The 19,779-nt window shown below is 38.8% G+C and carries 22 protein-coding genes; 15 read left to right on the top strand and 7 right to left on the bottom strand.

Translation table 11 applies throughout. The features are described 5' to 3' along the window. Window position 1 precedes the first annotated feature (1 nt). The 6 genes from ACXAEO_RS15105 (at window position 2) to ptsP (ending at window position 6,977) form a co-directional block, all read left to right on the top strand. Window positions 2–1,195: a bifunctional 3,4-dihydroxy-2-butanone-4-phosphate synthase/GTP cyclohydrolase II gene (locus ACXAEO_RS15105; RefSeq protein WP_474882523.1), complete on the top strand. Its 1,194-nt coding sequence runs from the start codon at window positions 2–4 to the stop codon at window positions 1,193–1,195. 56 nt (window positions 1,196–1,251) lie between these two features. Beyond that, window positions 1,252–1,719, top strand: coding sequence for a 6,7-dimethyl-8-ribityllumazine synthase (gene ribH / locus ACXAEO_RS15100; RefSeq protein ID WP_474882521.1), 468 nt, complete (start codon window positions 1,252–1,254; stop codon window positions 1,717–1,719). Between the two features lie 133 nt (window positions 1,720–1,852). Further along, window positions 1,853–2,704, top strand: coding sequence for a glucose PTS transporter transcription antiterminator GlcT (glcT, locus tag ACXAEO_RS15095; RefSeq protein WP_474882519.1), 852 nt, complete (start codon window positions 1,853–1,855; stop codon window positions 2,702–2,704). A gap of 216 nt (window positions 2,705–2,920) precedes the next feature. Next, complete coding sequence (ptsG, locus tag ACXAEO_RS15090) at window positions 2,921–4,972, top strand: glucose-specific PTS transporter subunit IIBC (RefSeq protein ID WP_474882517.1); 2,052 nt, start codon at window positions 2,921–2,923, stop codon at window positions 4,970–4,972. 17 nt (window positions 4,973–4,989) lie between these two features. After that, on the top strand, window positions 4,990–5,256 hold the full coding sequence (locus tag ACXAEO_RS15085) for a phosphocarrier protein HPr (protein ID WP_474882516.1): 267 nt from the start codon (window positions 4,990–4,992) through the stop codon (window positions 5,254–5,256). Further along, window positions 5,256–6,977: a phosphoenolpyruvate--protein phosphotransferase gene (gene ptsP, locus ACXAEO_RS15080; protein ID WP_474882514.1), complete on the top strand. Its 1,722-nt coding sequence runs from the start codon at window positions 5,256–5,258 to the stop codon at window positions 6,975–6,977. Before ACXAEO_RS15085 ends, ptsP begins: the two co-directional genes overlap by 1 nt. A gap of 482 nt (window positions 6,978–7,459) precedes the next feature. Here the strand turns inward: ptsP and ACXAEO_RS15075 are convergent, their stop codons facing one another. Then, the gene (locus ACXAEO_RS15075; RefSeq protein WP_474882512.1) at window positions 7,460–8,362 is read right to left on the bottom strand and encodes a LysR family transcriptional regulator; all 903 of its coding nucleotides are present in this window, start codon (window positions 8,360–8,362) and stop codon (window positions 7,460–7,462) included. Between the two features lie 312 nt (window positions 8,363–8,674). Between ACXAEO_RS15075 and ACXAEO_RS15070 the strand changes: the two genes are divergently transcribed. Together ACXAEO_RS15070 and ACXAEO_RS15065 are read left to right on the top strand one after the other, a co-directional pair. Further along, window positions 8,675–9,448 (top strand): peptide ABC transporter permease, encoded by a 774-nt coding sequence (locus tag ACXAEO_RS15070; RefSeq protein WP_474882510.1) that lies wholly within the window; start codon window positions 8,675–8,677, stop codon window positions 9,446–9,448. A 189-nt stretch (window positions 9,449–9,637) separates the two neighbouring features. Continuing rightward, on the top strand, window positions 9,638–10,423 hold the full coding sequence (locus tag ACXAEO_RS15065) for an SDR family oxidoreductase (protein WP_474882508.1): 786 nt from the start codon (window positions 9,638–9,640) through the stop codon (window positions 10,421–10,423). 64 nt (window positions 10,424–10,487) lie between these two features. Here the strand turns inward: ACXAEO_RS15065 and ACXAEO_RS15060 are convergent, their stop codons facing one another. Continuing rightward, on the bottom strand, window positions 10,488–11,099 hold the full coding sequence (locus tag ACXAEO_RS15060; RefSeq protein ID WP_474882506.1) for a nitroreductase family protein: 612 nt from the start codon (window positions 11,097–11,099) through the stop codon (window positions 10,488–10,490). Window positions 11,100–11,321: 222 nt separating this feature from the next. Between ACXAEO_RS15060 and ACXAEO_RS15055 the strand changes: the two genes are divergently transcribed. The 3 genes from ACXAEO_RS15055 to ACXAEO_RS15045 all read left to right on the top strand — a co-directional run bounded on the left by ACXAEO_RS15055 (window position 11,322) and on the right by ACXAEO_RS15045 (window position 12,887). Further along, window positions 11,322–11,510, top strand: coding sequence for a TM2 domain-containing protein (locus tag ACXAEO_RS15055; protein ID WP_474882504.1), 189 nt, complete (start codon window positions 11,322–11,324; stop codon window positions 11,508–11,510). Window positions 11,511–11,691: 181 nt separating this feature from the next. Continuing rightward, window positions 11,692–12,564 (top strand): NAD(P)-dependent oxidoreductase, encoded by an 873-nt coding sequence (locus ACXAEO_RS15050; RefSeq protein WP_474882501.1) that lies wholly within the window; start codon window positions 11,692–11,694, stop codon window positions 12,562–12,564. Window positions 12,565–12,704: 140 nt separating this feature from the next. Continuing rightward, window positions 12,705–12,887: a hypothetical protein gene (locus ACXAEO_RS15045; protein ID WP_474882498.1), complete on the top strand. Its 183-nt coding sequence runs from the start codon at window positions 12,705–12,707 to the stop codon at window positions 12,885–12,887. Between the two features lie 153 nt (window positions 12,888–13,040). Here the strand turns inward: ACXAEO_RS15045 and ACXAEO_RS15040 are convergent, their stop codons facing one another. The 3 genes from ACXAEO_RS15040 to ACXAEO_RS15030 all read right to left on the bottom strand — a co-directional run bounded on the left by ACXAEO_RS15040 (window position 13,041) and on the right by ACXAEO_RS15030 (window position 14,408). After that, window positions 13,041–13,280, bottom strand: coding sequence for an IDEAL domain-containing protein (locus ACXAEO_RS15040; protein ID WP_474882496.1), 240 nt, complete (start codon window positions 13,278–13,280; stop codon window positions 13,041–13,043). Between the two features lie 165 nt (window positions 13,281–13,445). Beyond that, complete coding sequence (locus ACXAEO_RS15035; protein ID WP_474882494.1) at window positions 13,446–13,643, bottom strand: hypothetical protein; 198 nt, start codon at window positions 13,641–13,643, stop codon at window positions 13,446–13,448. A 168-nt stretch (window positions 13,644–13,811) separates the two neighbouring features. Then, a complete protein-coding gene (locus ACXAEO_RS15030; RefSeq protein WP_474882492.1) occupies window positions 13,812–14,408 on the bottom strand; it encodes a TetR/AcrR family transcriptional regulator in 597 nt (198 codons plus the stop codon). 241 nt (window positions 14,409–14,649) lie between these two features. On the opposite strand from ACXAEO_RS15030, the gene ACXAEO_RS15025 reads away from it, so the two are divergent. After that, entirely contained in the window at window positions 14,650–14,775 is a 126-nt protein-coding gene (locus tag ACXAEO_RS15025; RefSeq protein WP_474882490.1) for a hypothetical protein, read from the top strand. An 89-nt stretch (window positions 14,776–14,864) separates the two neighbouring features. Next, window positions 14,865–15,770, top strand: a complete 906-nt coding sequence (locus ACXAEO_RS15020) for a chemotaxis protein (protein WP_474882488.1) — start codon at window positions 14,865–14,867, stop codon at window positions 15,768–15,770. A gap of 42 nt (window positions 15,771–15,812) precedes the next feature. On the opposite strand, the gene ACXAEO_RS15015 is transcribed toward ACXAEO_RS15020, so the two are convergent. Next, window positions 15,813–16,283, bottom strand: coding sequence for a YkyB family protein (locus tag ACXAEO_RS15015; protein ID WP_474882486.1), 471 nt, complete (start codon window positions 16,281–16,283; stop codon window positions 15,813–15,815). Window positions 16,284–16,571: 288 nt separating this feature from the next. On the opposite strand from ACXAEO_RS15015, the gene ACXAEO_RS15010 reads away from it, so the two are divergent. Continuing rightward, entirely contained in the window at window positions 16,572–17,357 is a 786-nt protein-coding gene (locus ACXAEO_RS15010; RefSeq protein ID WP_474882484.1) for a glucose-1-dehydrogenase, read from the top strand. 2 nt (window positions 17,358–17,359) lie between these two features. On the opposite strand, the gene ACXAEO_RS15005 is transcribed toward ACXAEO_RS15010, so the two are convergent. Then, window positions 17,360–17,869: a L,D-transpeptidase family protein gene (locus ACXAEO_RS15005; protein ID WP_474882482.1), complete on the bottom strand. Its 510-nt coding sequence runs from the start codon at window positions 17,867–17,869 to the stop codon at window positions 17,360–17,362. Between the two features lie 181 nt (window positions 17,870–18,050). Here ACXAEO_RS15005 and ACXAEO_RS15000 point away from each other — a divergent pair, with 181 nt between their 5' ends. Beyond that, the gene (locus ACXAEO_RS15000; protein ID WP_474882480.1) at window positions 18,051–19,589 is read left to right on the top strand and encodes a Ppx/GppA phosphatase family protein; all 1,539 of its coding nucleotides are present in this window, start codon (window positions 18,051–18,053) and stop codon (window positions 19,587–19,589) included. The last annotated feature ends 190 nt before the right edge of the window (window positions 19,590–19,779 follow it).

Here is a 19,779-nt window from a genome sequence, read left to right as displayed (position 1 = left end):
GATGTTTCATCCTGTTGAAGAGGCAATTGAAGAATTAAAAAAGGGAAACGTCATTATCGTTTGTGATGATGAAGACCGCGAGAACGAAGGAGATTTTGTGGCATTAGCCGAAAATGTAACGCCTGAAACTATTAACTTTATGGCATCTTATGGAAAAGGACTTATTTGCACACCAATCTCAGAAGAGCTGGCCAAGTCATTAAGGTTAGAGCCGATGGTCGTCCATAATACGGATCATCATGAAACGGCGTTTACAGTCAGTGTGGATTACAAAACAACGACGACAGGCATTAGTGCCTTTGAACGGGCAGATACGATTGGCGCGTTATTAAACGAAGAATCAAAACCATCGGACTTTCGCCGGCCTGGTCATGTGTTTCCTCTCATTGCAAAAAAAGGTGGGGTATTGAGACGGGCTGGACATACAGAGGCGGCAATTGATTTGGCTGTTTTAGCAGGATCACAGCCTGCAGGAGTCATTTGCGAAATTATGAAAGAAGATGGAACAATGGCGCGGGTGCCAGATTTAGTGAAAATAGCGGATGAACTAAATTTAAAAATGATTACCATTAAAGACTTGATTGCTTATCGTAGAAAACATGAACAGTTAGTAAAACGCGAGGTGGAAATTCAGCTTCCAACAGCGTTTGGTCATTTTCGTACAGTAGGTTATTCAAACGTTCTGGATAACTGCGATCATATTGCGCTTGTCAAAGGAGAAATTTCACCGAACGAGCCTGTACTTGTACGTGTGCATTCGGAGTGTTTAACAGGTGATGTGTTCGGCTCACACCGCTGTGATTGCGGCCCACAGCTGCATGCAGCTCTTACGCAAATTGAGCAGGCAGGCAATGGTGTCTTGTTGTATATGCGTCAAGAAGGAAGAGGCATTGGTCTTTTAAACAAACTGAAAGCTTATAAACTTCAAGAAGAGGGCTATGATACAGTAGAAGCAAATGAGAAGCTAGGCTTTGGAGCCGACTTGCGCGACTATGGAATCGGTGCGCAAATGCTGAAAGACCTTGGAGTGAAAAAGATGAAATTATTAACGAACAATCCTCGTAAAATTGCCGGTCTGGAAGGTTATGATTTAGAGATTACCGAGCGAGTTCCGTTGCAGATGCCAGTATTAAAGGACAATGAGCGCTACTTGCAGACGAAAGTGGAGAAGCTTGGACATTTGCTTCGTTTTTAATATTAAAATCTAGAAAATAAGTGACATAAATGAATATATATCAGGAGGAATCAATCATGGGAAAAGTATTTGAAGGACATTTAGTAGGAACAGGACTTAAAGTAGGAATTGTGGTAGGTCGTTTTAATGAATTCATTACAAGTAAGCTTTTGAGTGGGGCGCTAGATGGATTAAAGCGTCATGGTGTTGAAGAAGGCCAAGTTGATGTAGCGTGGGTACCAGGTGTCTTTGAAATTCCGCTTATCGCGAAAAAAATGGCTGAAACAAAGAAATATGACGCTATCATCACGCTCGGAACCGTTATTCGAGGTGCAACAACTCATTATGATTATGTATGTAATGAAGTGGCTAAAGGTGTCGCTTCGCAAAGTCTATCAACGGGAACACCGATTATCTTTGGTGTACTGACAACAGAAAACATTGAACAAGCCATTGAGCGAGCAGGAACAAAAGCAGGTAACAAAGGTTGGGAAGCAGCAGCGTCTGCTATCGAGATGGCAAATTTGACAAAAGCGCTAAACTAATACAGTAAAAAATACCATCTCTTCTTTTTTCTAAAAACGTTATCATTTCCATTGACTCAAAAACTTTTTCTTATTAAGATGTAAGGACGAGTAACGAGTAGTGACAAGTGAAAAATAGGGGAGTGAAGGATTCGTGCAAGGGTCCTTTGTCGTAAAAAAAGCATTAAATAATAATGTATTAATTGCGTCAAATAATGAGTATAATGAGGTTGTCTTAATCGGAAAAGGTATTGGCTTTGGAAAGAAAAAAGGCGATGATATTACAGCGGAAGCTGTGGAAAAACTGTTCTTACTGAAGAGTGAACAAGAACAAGAACAATATAAACAGCTTCTCAATCATATTGACGAACGGTTTGTTGGGCTGATGAACGATGTGATTTCTCATATCCAGCAGCGAGTGGATGCACCGCTTAATGAGCATATTCATGTTGCGTTGACCGACCATATTTATTTTGCTGTTAAGCGCATCCAACAAGGAATGGGATTAAAAAATCCGTTTTTACTGGAAACGAGAGCACTATATCCAAATGAGTATAACATTGCTTCAGAGGCAGTGGAGTTAATGAAGCAAAAGTTAGGGATAGACTTGCCAGAAGGTGAAGTTGGTTTTATTGCTCTTCACATTCATAGCGCATTGACATCGAAGCATATTTCAGAAGTAAACAAGCATTCGCAGCTCATTCATACAATTATTGATATGATTGAACACACGTTCAAGATAGAAATTGATCGTGAGTCTATTCACTATATGCGCCTCATACGTCATCTGCATTTTGCGATTGAACGTATTAAAGCAGGAGAAAAAGTGGAAGAACCAGAAAAAATAACTTTACTCTTGAAAGAAGAATATCCTTTATGCTACAATTTGTCTTGGAAAATCATAAAGGTGATGCAGCAAGTGTTGCAGTTACCAGTTTACGATGCAGAAGCCGTTTATTTAACGATGCACCTGCAGCGATTGGTGAACAAAACTGAATTAGCATAATTCATTTTGATACGTGTTACTGATTCGATCAGGCATGAGTAGAGAAGTGAAACAGCGATAACTAACTAAGGGGATTCTATATCCTTTTTCAGTTGTCGTCTTGTTTCCTTCTTTATTCATGCCTTTTTGTTTTTCAAAAAGAAAGCGTTTGATAAAGATATACGTATCAATTCATTCACTTGTTGCACACTACAAATAAAAGAGGAGGTACACCCAATGTTTAAAAAACTTTTTGGTGTATTACAAAAAGTAGGGAAAGCGTTAATGCTTCCAGTAGCCATTTTACCAGCAGCAGGGATTTTACTTGGTGTAGGTACAGCACTTCAAAACCCTACTTTATTAGAGCGTGTTCCGGCTCTAAATGCAGAGTGGTTCCAGCTTGTAGCTAACGTATTGGCACAGGCGGGAGATGTTATTTTTGGTAACTTGTCTCTATTATTTGCGGTCGGTGTTGCCGTTGGTTTAGCAGGAGGAGACGGAGTTGCAGGTATCGCTGCCATTGTTGGTTACTTAATTATGAATAAGACAATGAGTACGATTTTAATGGCAACAGGTCAATTAGATCCAGCAATGATCGGACAAGATCCGGCATTTGCCAGCATTTTAGGAATTCCAACACTTCAAACGGGCGTGTTCGGCGGTATTATCGTCGGTGTGTTAGCGGCGTCCATGTATAACCGTTATTTCAATATTGAATTGCCTTCATATTTAGGATTCTTTGCAGGGAAACGTTTCGTACCTATTATTACAGGGGTATCAGCTATTATTCTTGGTGTAGTATTAATCTTTGTTTGGCCGCCAATTCAAGATGGATTGAATGCCTTTTCAAAGAACATGATTGATGCGAACCCAACGATTTCTGCGTTCATCTTCGGATTGATTGAACGTTCTTTAATTCCGTTCGGTCTTCACCATATTTTCTATTCACCGTTCTGGTTTGAGTTTGGTGAATACGTGAACCAAGCAGGAGAAGTAGTACGAGGAGATCAAAAAATCTTCTTTGCTCAATTAAAAGATGGTGTTGAATTAACTGCAGGTACGTTCATGACAGGAAAATTCCCATTCATGATGTTTGGTTTACCGGCAGCAGCACTTGCAATGTATCATGAAGCACGTCCTGAAAACAAAAAATATGTAGCAGGGATCATGGGATCAGCTGCCTTAACTTCTTTCTTAACAGGTATTACAGAGCCAATCGAGTTCACATTCTTATTCGTAGCTCCAATTTTATTCGCAATTCATGCGGTATTTGCTGGTCTTTCTTTCATGATCATGCAATTATTAAATGTAAAAATCGGAATGACATTCTCTGGTGGTGTCATCGATTACTTCTTATTCGGGATTTTACAAAACCGTACAGACTGGTGGCTAGTCATTCCAGTTGGATTAGTGTTATCCGTTGTTTATTACTTTGGTTTCCGTTTTGCTATCCGCAAATTCAACTTGAAAACGCCTGGTCGTGAAGATAAAACGGACGATGAGTCAACAGGTGTGGTTGAAGCAGGAGAGCTTCCAAGTAATGTATTAGCAGCGCTTGGCGGACAAGAAAACATTTCACATTTAGATGCTTGTATTACACGCTTACGTGTATCTGTAAACGATGCGAAAAACGTTGATAAAGATCGTTTGAAAAAACTTGGTGCTTCAGGTGTTCTAGAAGTAGGGAATAACATCCAAGCTATCTTCGGTCCGAAATCAGATACATTAAAAGGACAAATTAAAGACATTATGGAAGGGCGTACACCGGTTGCAGCGAAAGAGCCTAAAGCGGTTGAGAAAGAAGTAATTACGCCTGCATCAATGAGTGGAAATGGCGATGAGCTTGTTTCTCCAATTAAAGGCGAAATTGTCCCTCTTTCTGAAGTGCCAGATCAAGTCTTTTCACAAAAATTAATGGGAGACGGGTTTGCCATTATGCCATCTGAAGGCACAGTAGTTGCACCAGCTGATGGAAAAATAGTAAACTTATTTCCGACGAAGCATGCCATTGGAATTGAAACGACAAACGGACGTGAAATTTTAGTTCACTTTGGTATTGATACTGTTAACTTAAAAGGAGAAGGCTTTGAGGCACTTGTTACTCAAGGTGATGAAGTGAAAAAAGGACAGCCGTTATTGAAGGTTGATTTAGACTTTGTGAAAAACAATGCACCTTCTGTAATTACACCAATTATTTTCACAAACCTTCAAGCTGATGAGAAAGTTAACATTGTAAAGAAAGGTCAAGTTGACCTTCAAGAAGAAAATATCGTAAACATTTCTAAGTAAAAAGGAGAATGAAAATCATGGCAGAAAAACAATTTACAGTAGTAGCAGATTCAGGAATCCACGCGCGTCCAGCGACAACTTTAGTACAAGCAGCAAGCAAATTTGATGCAGATGTTAACTTAGAGTACAACGGTAAAACTGTTAACTTAAAATCTATCATGGGTGTTATGTCTTTAGGAATTCCAAAAGATGCAGTCATTAAAATTGTTGCTGAAGGATCTGACGCACAAGAGGCTGTTGCTGCTTTAGCAGAAACAATGAAAAAAGAAGGTCTAGCTGAATAATGGCCAAAGAAATTTTAGGCATTGCCGCGTCAAGCGGCATTGCTATTGCTAAAGCATTTCGTCTTGAACACCCAGATTTAACCGTTGAAAAAACAGCTGTCGCTGATATTGAGGCAGAAATTGCACGTTTTGAACAAGCGCTTGCAAAATCGACATCAGAACTTGAAGTGATTAAAGAACATGCGCGTAAAGAGCTTGGCGAAGATAAAGCTGATATTTTCGCAGCGCATCTTCTTGTTTTAAGCGATCCGGAGCTTATTAATCCGATTAAAGATAAAATTAAAACGGACCAAGTGAATGCTGAGTTTGCGTTAAATGAAGTCGCGACGATGTTTATTCAAATGTTCGAATCTATGGATAATGAATATATGAAAGAGCGTGCAGCCGACATTCGCGACGTTACGAAGCGTGTACTTGCTCACCTTCTTGGTGTGACTATTGCGAACCCAAGCATGATTTCAGAAGAAGTTATCATCATCGCAGAAGACTTAACACCTTCTGATACAGCCCAGTTAAACCGTCAATATGTTAAAGGCTTTACAACCGACATCGGCGGCCGTACGTCTCACTCGGCAATTATGGCACGTTCGATGGAAATTCCAGCTGTTGTTGGAGCGAAAACGGTCACAGCTGACATTGCCAACGGTGTGCTTGTCATTGTTGATGGATTAGACGGTCAAGTTATCGTCGACCCAACACCGGAAACGGTTCAAGCTTACGAAGAGAAAAAAGCCGCTTACGAAGCACAAAAAGCAGAGTGGGCGAAGCTTGTGAATGAACAAACCGTTTCAGCGGACCATCACCATGTGGAGTTAGCGGCAAATATCGGAACACCAGATGACGTCAAAGGTGTGCTTGAAAACGGCGGGGAAGGTGTCGGGTTATACCGTACAGAATTCCTTTACATGGGCCGTGACACGCTTCCGACGGAAGAAGAGCAATTTGATGCTTACAAAACCGTATTAGAGCGTATGGAAGGCAAACCAGTCGTTGTCCGTACATTAGATATCGGTGGAGATAAAGAGCTTCCGTACTTAGATCTTCCGAAAGAAATGAACCCATTCTTAGGGTTCCGTGCTATCCGTCTATGTTTAGAAATGCAAGATATGTTCCGTACACAGCTTCGTGCGTTATTATGTGCTAGCACATACGGCAACTTAAAAATTATGTTCCCAATGATTGCGACGCTTGATGAATTCCGCCAAGCAAAAGCAATCTTAATGGAAGAAAAAGCAAAACTTCAAGCAGAAGGTGTAGCGGTTTCCGAGGAAATTGAAGTGGGAATGATGGTTGAAATTCCTTCTTCGGCGGTCATTGCTGATTTGTTCGCTAAAGAAGTAGATTTCTTCTCAATCGGAACAAATGATTTAATTCAATATACATTGGCGGCTGACCGCATGAACGAACGCGTGTCTTATTTATATCAGCCGTATAATCCGGCGATTCTTCGCCTCATTAAAATGGTCATCGACGCGGCTCATAAAGAAGGCAAATGGGCTGGAATGTGCGGCGAGATGGCTGGCGATGAAATCGCTGTTCCAATCCTTTTAGGACTTGGACTAGACGAGTTCTCCATGAGTGCAACATCGATTTTAAAAGCACGTTCTCAAATCCGTCACTTATCAAAAGCGGAAATTGAACAGCATGTAGAGACCATTCTTTCGATGAATACAACGGAAGAAGTTAGCACATTTGTGAAAGAAAAGTTTCATATTAGTTAATAAAAAATTCCGCAATGAAAGTTGCGGAATTTTTTTATTAACAGGGAAAGCCGCCTTGCATGGGACAAGGCGGCTTTCTTTGGGAGAAAAGAGTAACATGAGATTGTACAATGGGTTTGGAAATCATGAATTCATCGTATAACATTTACATTACAGGATGAATCTTACAATTATTAGTTTATCGGAGATGAACCTTTTCGTAAAATACATAATAGTTATAATTACTATGCAAGAAAGCTATATAAATTGATTTAGAACATTCGGCATGACCAAAGAGCGGTCATGCCAAATGTTCTAGACTTAAGCGGCTGTCACCCCCTTTACGGGGTTGGTGCCATCCGCATAGGTGAACCTTTGCGGGCCCATTCAAGTGGTCTGAATAACCATTGTAAATGTTCTTGAATCAGATGAAGATGTGTCGAGCTATTAAGTAGAATATATATAAGTAAAAGCGAATATGAAATGAGAAAAGCGTCCTTATTTTAAATAGAATTTTTTTTCGCGCTTCCAATAAAATTGGATTGTAAATGATCTAAAAAAGCTTTTGTAGCAATCGAGATGTAGCGGTCTTTTTTTAGAATGAGTCCAAGTTCCCAAGGGATGATACCATCAAGGTTCACAATACTTACATGATTGAGATTCAATTTCTGACAAATGGATTCTGGAAAGAGTGCAATTCCTAGGTTGGCTGCAACCATTTCTCCGATAAAGTCCCACTGGGAGCTCATATAGGCAATTTTAGGTTGGAATCCTGCGCGTACACATTCATTATAAATAATGTCGTGCATGGAGAAATCTTCGTGAAACATAATGAACGGCTCATGCTTCAACTCAATTAATGAAATAAACTCCCGGTTTGAAAATGAATGCTTTTTTGGTACGACAACTTGCAATTTTTCTTTTGCAAATGGAATAGAGTCAAATTTCGTTTCATTTACAGGAAGGAGAACAACTCCTACATCGACTTCTCCTTGTTCAACAATTCGCTCCATTTTTTTAGCTCCGAATTCAATCATTTGAATGTGAATGTGAGGATAAGAGTCGCGAAATGATTTCATAATTGGTGGAAAAAATAGTGTCCCGATAATAGGGGGGATGCCGAATTTAATGAGTCCTCTTTTTAAGTTCATTAAATCATAGAGAGAGTTGGATAAATCATTAAGAGAACGAAGCACTGTCTCGGCTTGTTGAAAGACAATTTCTCCAGCGTCTGTCAGCTGAATTCTTTTTCCCGATCTGTCAATAAGTTGAATCCCAACTTCATCTTCTAAAGATTTCACCATTTTGCTCAATGAAGGCTGTGAAATATGTAATACTTCTGATGCTTTTGTAAAGCTATTTTGTTTTGCGACTTCATAAAAATATTGAAGTTGACGGACGTCCATGTATATCTCCTTTCAAACGAGTGAATCTAAGTTCCATAACTAATAAAGAATATTATAACGATTTTTGAAAGAGATGTCATGATTAGGGAAGGTAGGCATTAAGTGATTATAGAAAAAAGAAAGAGAGGGAAACACTTTTACTTTTAATTGATTAACGATATAATAAAGAAAACTTCCGTCCGTGGAGGTTTTTCTTTATCCTGAGCCTATGAATGTCTTTAAGGTATTATAAGCTTTGGAAGGAAGATTTCTTCATCTGTTGGTACTGGATGAAGAAATCATAGTGAACATCATGTAAGGTGGTTAGAACGGTTGGGCAAAACAGACGGCGTACGCGATCTTATTTATATAAATGGCAACATAACTGAAAAATGCTTTATTACATATGGAATTGAGTTTAAAGAATTCATTTCTTCGCTCCCTTCTTCCATTCCGAATATTGTATTGTTGAAACATCAGTATGACGAAAGTGACTTCCACTTCGGAACACTTCTCGATTACATAGAAGGGGAACAAATTTATAAATTAGCCCAAGATTATGTATACGGTTACGGGAATTTTTGTTGGATTGACGTAGAGGATATTGCATTACTAGATCTTTTAGAACCAAATGACTTGGCCGCTTTGCTGTACTTAGGGCATTATCATAAACCATTGAACAGTCAGTTCAATAATAAACTGAACAATCAATTTGTTTATCTCGCCCATGATGATGGCTGGTTTAATAAAACGTATTACAAAGATATATATGATATGAAGCATTTAATGAGCCGAATTGTACCATTAAAAATCTTTTCGTTAAATCAAAAGCGATTTTCTTTGTTACGTAAAAAACCCGAATATCCGCCTCTCCCTCTTGTGTTAGTCAATACATTGTTAACTTTGACAAATGACGGGCTGCTCATTGATTTTAGACACATGCTTCATACGCGTAAAGATATACAAATTCCTGTTTATACAATCGGTCAGTTCGTCGATATGGATGAAATGTATAACGATTTAGAAGAGCATACAAAAATGAGCAAATTACGGGCCAATCTTATTTTAAATAAAAAAGATTTAGAGTGGAGTTTAATTGAAAGCTAAGAGCAACTGAGCATACAAGTTATAGAAAAGACCTGTCGTGGACATTCGATAATATGGAGGATGTTCACAATAGGTCTTTTTAGTCGTTTATGATTCAGAATAAAATTCAGAATAATAAAACTTTATTAGCTAAATTTCGTCGATTTCATGGTACATTAAAAGATGGAGAAAAAGGAGGAGATTAAGCTTATGAACTTACAGTTAAAAGGGAAAAATGCCATTGTATTTGCGTCTAGTCAAGGATTAGGAAAAGCAATCGCTCAACAGCTTGTCCAAGAAGGAGTTAATGTTATGCTGGCGAGTCGTTCAGAAGAAAAGCTACGGGCAACAGCGGCAGAACTTTCTGAGATAAAAGGGGGGAAAGTTGTTTATACATTGGCGGATATTACCGAAAAAGAATCGATTCAAATGGTAGTCAAGCGAACAATAGAATATTTTGGGACGGTTGATATTTTAATTAACAATGCAGGAGGCCCTCGAGCGGGAACTTTTGAATTGTTAAGAGATGAAGATTGGCAGGATGCGTTTGAATTAAATTTATTAAGCTATGTCCGCACCATTCGGGAAATTCTGCCGTTTATGAAAGAGAGAGGAGGTAAAATCATTAATATTGCTTCTTCATCTATTAAGGAACCCATCTCTGGTCTCATTTTATCGAACACTTTCCGTACAGGGGTAGTTGGACTGACGAAAACTTTATCACAAGAACTCGGCCCATATAATATTTTAATTAACACCGTGGCACCTGGGAGAATTGCGACAGAGCGTACAGTCCATTTAGATACCCTCCATGCTCAAAAACAAGGAGTTACAGTAGAAGAGATTGAAGAGAGCGTAAAAGGAAGAATTCCGCTTGGGCGTTACGGAGAACCTGAAGAATTTGCAAAAGTAGTCACTTTTTTAGTTTCCGATGCCAATACCTATATGACGGGAAATTCCTTTTTGGTAGATGGCGGGATGGTGAAATCAATATAAAAAACCCGCTATTGCGGGTTTTTTATATTGAAAAGCAGTGCGATCATCTTGCGCTAAATAATGATTACAGCCAAGTAGAAAGATCAGCGACTGGAAGACGAGAGCTAGAGTGCGCCGGCTTCGCTGCTTTTCCGATTGAAATAAGCATAACAGGGATATAGCGATCATCAACGTTAAATGTTTCTGTAAATTGTTGTGCGTTGAAACCACCCATTGCGCATGTATCATATCCTTTTTCTTTAGCTGCGAACATTAATGTCATGGCAGCTAAAGAAGCATTGCTGAATGCCGCGTCACGCGCAAAGACTCCGTTTTGATAAGCGCCTTCAATTTGTCCTGCTAGTACATTTTTTACATCTGCTGTCATGTACCCAGCTTCAACAAGAGGGGTATAGACTGCTTCAACATTTTTATTTGCTTGAAGGTCTCCTAAGATTGCTACAACCGCTCCAGCTTCCACAACTTGTTTTTGGTTATAAGCAATTGGAAGCAATTTTTCTTTTGCTTCGTCACTTAAGAAAACCATGAAATTCCAGTGTTGAAGGTTCCAAGCAGATGGAGATTTTGCTGTTACTTCTAGTAGTTCCGTTACCTCTTCTTTAGAAAGTTTAACAGAAGCATCGTACTGTCTGACAGATGTACGTTCATTGACAAGTTCAAAGAAATTTTGTGCCATTATGTTTCCTCCTATATGTAAGTAGAAAATGATTATTTAAAATTGAGCAATTACGACATGGTATGACAAATAGTCGTATGAGCCAAATTGTATAGAAGCATATGTGAAAAAGCAAGCAATATGATTAGCTTGTGCTAGAGATGGAGATTTTGTGCATGATTTTTTATTTTTCATCATAAATTGATATATCGGCATACTACTTTTTCATGAAGGGGAGCGTGAATGAGCAGACGAAAAAAGGCGGCATTGTATGCAATTGTCCTAGGGAGTTTTGGAGTTCATAAATTTTATTTAAAACAGCCGATTCAAGGTTTTCTGTATCTTCTTTTCTGTTGGACAGGTATTCCGACTATTATCGGATTAGTGGAGGGGTGTGTATATTTACTTTTATCTGATGAACATGTCGACTAATGGATGTGCTATGAAGAGTCAATTAAAGATTCACTCCATTTTTGATCCCGCATTAGTAAAGGTGAGAGATAGTCTGAGTAGAGATGACTTGACTCTTTTCAGACTGTCTCTCATCATTTTGCTTTTTTCTTTGAACTGTATCCATTAAAATGAAGAAAAATAAAGAAAAGGTGAGAGCGATATGACTGGAAAAAACAAAGTTGGATTTATTGGTGCTGGTGTTATGGGAAAAAGCATGGCTCGTCATTTAATGAAAGCAGGATATTCAGTATCAGTTTATACAAGAACAAAAGAAAAAGCAGAAGAGTTATTAAATGAGGGCGCTATCTGGAAGGAAAGTCCTGCCATGGTTGCACAGGAAGCCGACTTGATCATTACAATGGTGGGATACCCAAAGGATGTAGAAGAAGTTTACTTTGGGGAACATGGTTTGTTCAATCATGCTCAACCTGGTACATACTTTATTGATATGACAACATCTACGCCGACGCTGGCGAAAACCATTTTTGAAGAAGCGAAAAAAAGAGGGATGCATGCGTTGGATGCTCCAGTTTCTGGTGGGGATATCGGTGCACGTGAAGCGACATTAACAATTATGGTTGGCGGAGAGGAAGAAGCATTTAACCATTGCTTGCCACTTTTTCAGCTCTTAGGAAAAAACGTTATTCGTCAAGGAGAAGCGGGGGCAGGCCAGCATACGAAAATGTGTAATCAAATTGCTATCGCTTCCAATATGATGGGGGTGGCAGAGGCGGTTGTGTACGCTGAGAAAGCAGGACTAAAACCGGAACTTGTCCTTCAATCCATTTCTGCAGGTGCAGCGGGAAGCTGGTCTTTAAACAATCTAGCCCCTCGTATGATTAAAGGAGATTTTGAACCAGGTTTTTATATTAAACACTTTATTAAAGATATGGGGATTGCCTTGGAAGAAGCAGAAGCGATGAATATGGAGACGCCTGGCTTGAAGCTGGCAAAATTGCTTTATGATTCTCTCGCTGCTAATGGGGAAGAAAACAGCGGGACGCAAGCTCTTTACAAGCACTATAATAATTAAATAATAATCCATTCGCTCCATTTGAAGTACTTTCAAAGCGAGAAAAGAAAATGGGAGTACACATAAATTTTAATTCATAGAAAACCGGTGTTTGCCTACACTATACTTGTACAAAAATTCTTAAAAGAGGTGTTAGGCAAATGGCAAAGCGTACGAAAAAGCATGATGCAGATCAGAAGAATAAAAAAGGGTTCGATTCAGCCGCTATGGATTCAGAATTTAGCCACGAATTTGGCAGTGCAGCGGCAAACAAGATGCATAAAGAGAAAGCAAAAAAGGAAAAGGCTCCTAAAAATGATGGGAAATATGAAGGCGGCCTATAACGTCCTGTTTCCCCTATAGTTGAATGGGCTATCCTTGCGTGGGGGGGTCTTAACTTTTTAGATGGAGGATGACTCGAAGGCTATCGGGGTCATCCTCTCCTTGTATATCGTCTTTGCATACATTCAATCCTCTTTATAGCAAGTTTCCTCAAGTTATAAAGAGGAAGGTTTATTGCTCAATAATTCGTTGTAGAGATTACTATAATGAAAGAACTTCTCTTTGTCGCGTTGATCTAATGTTTCATCGATTAATGACTGAAGGTGTTGTTTGTTAAATGAATAAGTGAGAGCAGCAAGAATTGTTTCAGCTTCTTTTTCATAAAATTTAGTTTTCAATGTTTGATAGGTGTTTATATGGTTCGTTGTTTTAGAGTGGCCATCATATTTTTTCATCGTCTTAATCTCCTTTCTTGTTCGCTTATAAAACTATTTACGATGTATTTACCCTGATTTCAGCTGATTAATCGTGTCGAGGGTGAATTTTTACCATATTTATTTAGAGGGAACAGTTCATCAGAAACATAATGAAAAGTGCGGCTAAGATAGCCGCACTTTTCATTATTCCATATGAACAGGACCTTCACGCCAATAAACGGGCGCTACAACATGTCCAAGGTCAACATTGTGATTGTTGATGGTAACAACACAGCGGTTCTTACCAATCTGTTCTTGAATTTGATCAAAAATAACTTTCTCAACGTCTTCTAAAATGGTCATTTCATTGTGAGTGTCAAATACAATGACTGAACCTTTCATCCTTCTTGCACCTTCTTTAATGTTAAGTTTTGGAGCAAAATTCATGCCCCTTTTCTTTCAGTCATTGTGTAGTATAAATTTTTTGTATGTTTTAGTCCATCTTTTTTTCACATTTATATTTTTCAGATAATGGAAACGTATGGATTGGATGAAAGGGAGAGATTGAAATTAAGAATGGAGCAAAATACCTTTAAACAGCAAAGGCAGTGACTCATGAATAAGTTCAGGTAAAGGTGGTGTATCTTCCGTTGTACACCAATAAAATAAAATTCCAGTAAAGTGATGAAGGAGCGTTACAGCCATTTTCTCCAAACAAAAATCTTCTGTAAATTCTTTTTTGCGACACCCTTCTTCAAAGAAACGTATGAGTTGTTCTTTGAACTTTTTTGACTGAAGCAATTCTTTACGTTGGAATGAATTATCTGTGAGTAGAATATGGAAAAGGGAACGTATAAGTGGCCGTCCTGCTTCTTCATAATGAATAGCGATATTTCCCCAAAGTCGATAAAGACTTTGTTTTACTTCCCCATCTTCTTTGAATACTTTCTCCGCTTCTTTTTCCATATAAGCAATTTGATGCTCACGAATAGTGTGAAGAACATCTTCTTTTGAATCGAAATAATTAAAAAAGGTCCCTTTCGCAACTCCCGCCTCTGTGGTAATTTGTGAAACTGTCGTTTTAGAATAACCTTGTTTTTGGAATAATTGGATGGCGGTTTGCTGTAACAGTCTTTTTGTCTGTTCTTTTTGCTGTGCTCTCTTCATATGTTTTCAACTCCCGCATCTGTATTTTTTGTCTTTAATTATGGGGAAATTATAGCATTAAATAGAGTAATCTTCGAATATCCAACCGTGAAGGTGATCCTCTCTTTTGTTGTAAGAATAGGAGGTATTTTGTCCGTTAACGAGAGGTTTTATGAATAGGGTGTAAAGATTTTGTAAAAAGACAGGGGGTTACGCAGCATAGATGGAAGTAAACAAAAAATGGTGCTGAGGAGAGGGAGAAGTGGTGGCAGGGGGCAAGCGAGTACGAGGAGGAAAAGCAAATAAAGTGTTGCCTTTAGTTATGTATGGGTTGCTTCCGGTAGCAGAGTGGGCACTATATGATTTTGCCAATAAGAATACCTTATGAACAGAAATAAACTTTTTCCATACAATAGCCGATGATATAATTGTAGAATAGATAGAATGATAACATTCAAAGATGGAAGGACGAAAATCATGACACAAGATAAAGGCATTTTGCTGGAAAGTGGAACAAATGAATTAGAAATTGTGGAATTTCAAGTCGGACAAATTAAGTTTGGCATCAATGTAATTAAAGTGAAAGAGATTATTAACCCTGTTCCGATTACGCCTGTTCCACATGCCCATCCTTACGTTGAAGGCATTATCGAGCTTCGCGGAGAAGTATTGCCGATTGTGAATGTAGCAACAGCTTTGAATATGGCTCCATCTGCTACACCGGATAAAGATAAATTTATCGTCACAGAATTCAACAAACAAAAAATGGTGTTTCATGTTCATCATGTTACACAAATACATCGAATTTCATGGCAGCAAATTGAAAAGCCATCTCAAATGTATCAAGGATTGGAAACACAGATTACAGGTGTTATTAAAATGGATGACCACATGCTGTTAATGCTTGATTTTGAAAAAATCGTTACAGATGTTAACCCTGATTCCGGAATTAACGTGAGTTCTGTGAAAAGGCTAGGCGCCCGTGAGAGATCGAATAAGCATGTTGTTGTCGCTGAAGATTCGCCACTATTACGACGTCTTATTTCTGATACGTTGGAAGAAGCTGGGTATGTTAATGTGGAGTTTTTCGAAAATGGACAAGATGCTCTTTACTACTTAGAATCACTCATTGAAAGTGGCACGGCCATTGAAGATCAAGTACAGATTGTGATTACCGATATTGAAATGCCGCAAATGGATGGACACCATCTAACAAAGCGTATTAAAGAAAATTCAAGACTGTCAATTCTCCCAATCATTATCTTTTCTTCTTTAATTACAGATGATCTGCGTCATAAAGGACAAATGGTTGGAGCAAATGGACAAGTGAGCAAACCAGAAATTGCCGAATTAATTCGAATGGTAGATAAACATATTCTATAAGTGAAAAGAGGAATTTGCGCTGGCAGATTCCTCTTTTTCTGATTAAAAATAGCTTTTTCCTAATGGCTTAAACACAGGTGGTTGGTGCTTTTTCTTATGTAAAGATAAAGGATGTTGGGGAGGCTTTACCCAGTATCCCGCATATTTAGATAAAATGCGCTTTGCCTGAGACAAAGACATGGACGTTTTTGGATTTCGGTATTGGTGATTTAAGTGACCGAGGTGTGGAAGTTGTTGAAAGTCTTCTTTTTTAGGAGGCATATGGAAATAGTAGTCCCCAACAGATACAAGTACATCAGACTTTTGCTGACTTTTTCCAGGGTTGGGAGAGAAATGAAGGCCTTCTTTTTTTGCTTTTCCTTCCAAGAGCAGTTTCTCCAATGCAAGCTTCTTTAACGTATACAATTTTTGCGGGTCTGGCGCTGCTTTAGCATGACGATTCACAGTGAAAATGGCTTTTGCTAATTCGTTCACAGACTCTTCTAAAGGTTCGTGGCCGATTACGTCGGACATAGTGACACTCCTTTTTTATTAATCCACATTTTTGTGCACAAAAAACGAGAATGTTTTTCGATGCTCGTTTCTTTGTCTCTATTATATACCCAGAAGCTCCTTTTGCAAACGTTCGATATTTTGGGGGATATACCATATTTTTATCAACTTATTTCAATGGCGTTTAAACATTGAAAAAAGGGTGAAAATACAAAGTATTATTGATTGAGATGAGGTAGTAGCATCTTAAAGTTTGTGCAGGTAGTGTCATTTTATCGGATCAAAAATAAGCAAAAAGGAGGCATGGTGATGTATCCAGATTTAAGCGGTAAAGCGGCCATCATTACAGGAGGATCGAGTGGGATTGGAAGAGCGATTGCGCTGCGATTTGCACAAGAAAAAATGAATGTTGTCGTCAATTATTTGCACGATCAAGATATGGCCGATACGGTCATTAGTGAAATCCATGAAAAGGGTGGAAATGGAATTGCCGTCCAAGGTGACGTGTCAAAAGAGAGTGACATGAAAAAGCTCATTGAAGCCGCCTGCCATTCATTTGGACAGCTGGATGTGATGGTTAATAATGCAGGAATCCAAATGGAAATTCCCTCCCATAAGATGACGCTTGATGAATGGAATAAGGTTATTTCTGTTAATTTATCAGGAACATTTTTAGGCTCTACTCAAGCTATTCATTGGATGCTAGAGCATAACGTGAAAGGTTGTATCATTAATATGTCGAGTGTTCATGATGTTATTCCATGGCCGCATTTTGTTCATTATGCTTCCAGCAAAGGCGGGATTAAGATGATGACAGAGACGTTAGCTCTTGAATACGCGCCAAACGGTATACGGGTCAATGCAATTAGCCCTGGAGCTATTAATACGCCTATTAATGCAGAAAAATTTTCAGACTCAGCGATTAAATCATCAGTAGAAAAGATGATTCCTATCGGCTATATTGCGGACTCGGAAGAAGTGGCATCTGTGGCTGCCTTCCTAGCATCACGAGAAGCAAAATATATGACTGGTTCAACTTTATACGTTGATGGAGGGATGAAACTGTATCCAAGTTTTCAAGCTGGAAATGGGTGAAATCAAGAATATGCACGTGAAGGGCGAATAAATACAGCTGTTCCATTGGGGACAATGGAAGCGAGTTCATTTACATTTTGGTTGTACATTCGAATACAGCCTTTAGATACAGCCTTTCCGATGGAGGCGGGTTGATTTGTACCGTGAATTCCATAATGAATCTTCGATAAACTGAGCCACATTGTTCCAAACGGTCCCCCAGGATTCGGTTCCCGATTGACAATCACAAAATCGCCAATCGGGGTTGCCGACAGCATTTTTCCTATCGCTATCGGATAGGTTTTTATCCTTTCTTTATTCTTTCGTAATTCTAGCTGTTTTTCCTGTAAGTAAACATGAATCGTATAGGGAATACTTTCTTTAGAAGGTAATCCAGGGATTATCACAATCTGCCCTGGTAAAATGATGTTCGGATTTATGAAAGAATTTGCAGAGATGATGGTTTGAAGTGGAAGACGGTAGTCAAGGGCAATAGAAGACAAGGTTTCCCCAGGCTTTACAACATGATTCATCTACAGGTCTCCTCTCAAAGATAAGGGATTAATGTATTGTATTGGAATGGAGTTGGAAAAATGCGCGGAGTCCGTGAAAAAATAATAGAAAGATTCGCACAAATGGTTGTGAAAGTCCCTGATCATCCGCTAGAATATTGATAATAACATAGTTAAATCCAGTAAATTATTTAAGTAAAGGATGTTAAAAGAGTTGAGCAATAAGTATGCAATGATTGATATCGGATCCAATACGATGCGTCTTGTTATTTACGAACACGATTCCCGCAAGCGATTTAAGCAAGTAGAGAATGTGAAAGTAGTAGCAAGACTACGCAATTATTTAGATGAAAACCAACAGCTGAGTGATGAAGGAATCAACATATTGCTTGATACGCTTTACAGCTTTCAAATCATTACGAGACATCATCAGCTTCAAAATGTTCGGTGTGTGGCGACCGCTACGGTTCGCCAGGCAAACAATCGAGATGAAATTTGCCGTCTTGTTGAAACGAAAACAGATTTTACAATGGACATTTTATCGGAATACGAAGAAGCCTTCTACGGTTTTCTTGCTGTAGTGAATTCAACTAACATTACAGAAGGCATTACGATTGATATCGGCGGCGGTAGCACCGAGGTTACATATTTTATGGATCGTCAGCTTGTAAAGTATCATAGCTTTCCTTTCGGTGCACTGTCTTTACAGCTTCAGTATGTAAAGGGAGATATTCCAACAGATGAGGAACGAAAAGCGATTAGGCAGTTTGTGCAATCACAATTTGAAACGTTGCCGTGGTTAAAGGAAAAGAACGTACCGATTATAGCTATTGGAGGCAGTGCCCGAAATATGGTCCAGCTTCATCAAAGCTTTATTAATTATCCGCTAGCGGGTGTACATCAATATGAGATGTACTTGGACGACATTCAAATGTTAAAAAAGCAACTTAGCGGCATGCAGTACGATGAGATTCAAAGGTTGGAAGGCTTATCAAAAGACCGAGCAGATACCATTTTACCAGCTGTAGAGGTATTTGAATCCTTATGTGAGCTCACAGCTGCTCCGAGATTTGTGTTAAGCCGAAAAGGCTTGAGGGAAGGGCTGATGTTTGAAGAATTGCTCAAGCCATTTGGAATTAATGTGTATCCAAACGTGCTCGAAGAGAGCTTTCAGGAGCTTGTCATGGATTTTGAAATTGACACAACTCATGTGGCGCAAGTAACGAAAATTGCCGTCTTGTTGTTTCAGCAGTTTCGTAAGCATCTTGATTTCCCATTGAATGACGATGACCTTCATACATTGAAGATGGGAGCGCAAATGTTTCATCTAGGGGAGTATATCGATTCTGAATCAAGCAGTCAACATACTTTTTATTTGCTTGCTAACCGTACGATTGATGGTATTAGCCATAAGGAACGTCTTAAGTTGGCGCTGCTTGCGTCCTATAAGGGGAAAACAGCTTTTCGCCAATACGCGGAAGTATTTCAGGGCTGGCTGACAAAGGAAGAACAAAAAAACCTCCGCTTTTTAGGCGCTATATTGAAATTTGCTTCCAGCTTAAATGCAACGAAACGAAACATCGTGAAGCACCTTGATGTAACGAGTGATTCAGCTAGTTTTGCCATCAATGTTTTATGCAACGGTGATTTTCGAGCAGAAGAATATCAGGCTGAAAAGCAAAAAAAACATTTAGAAAAAGTCGTAAAACAACCGATTGGGCTGACATTTCAAAAACTATAAACACCCTTTACTCTGTCCAGCATCTTGTAGGTCAGGTGCTGACAAGACCTATTAAGTTTCATTTATTTGACAATTTGGATTATAAAGTTTCTTTATGATGAATATATCATTAACAGGAAATTTACACTCCATTTACATTTTTTTAATATTGTAATGGTATTGTGAAATGGAAATCATGACTAGAAATAGA

The sequence above is a fragment of the Bacillus sp. ABA4_010 genome, assembly GCF_056159105.1.
The sequence above is the reverse complement of the archived record's forward strand: the minus strand, read 5'-3'. Positions and strand labels throughout refer to the sequence as shown.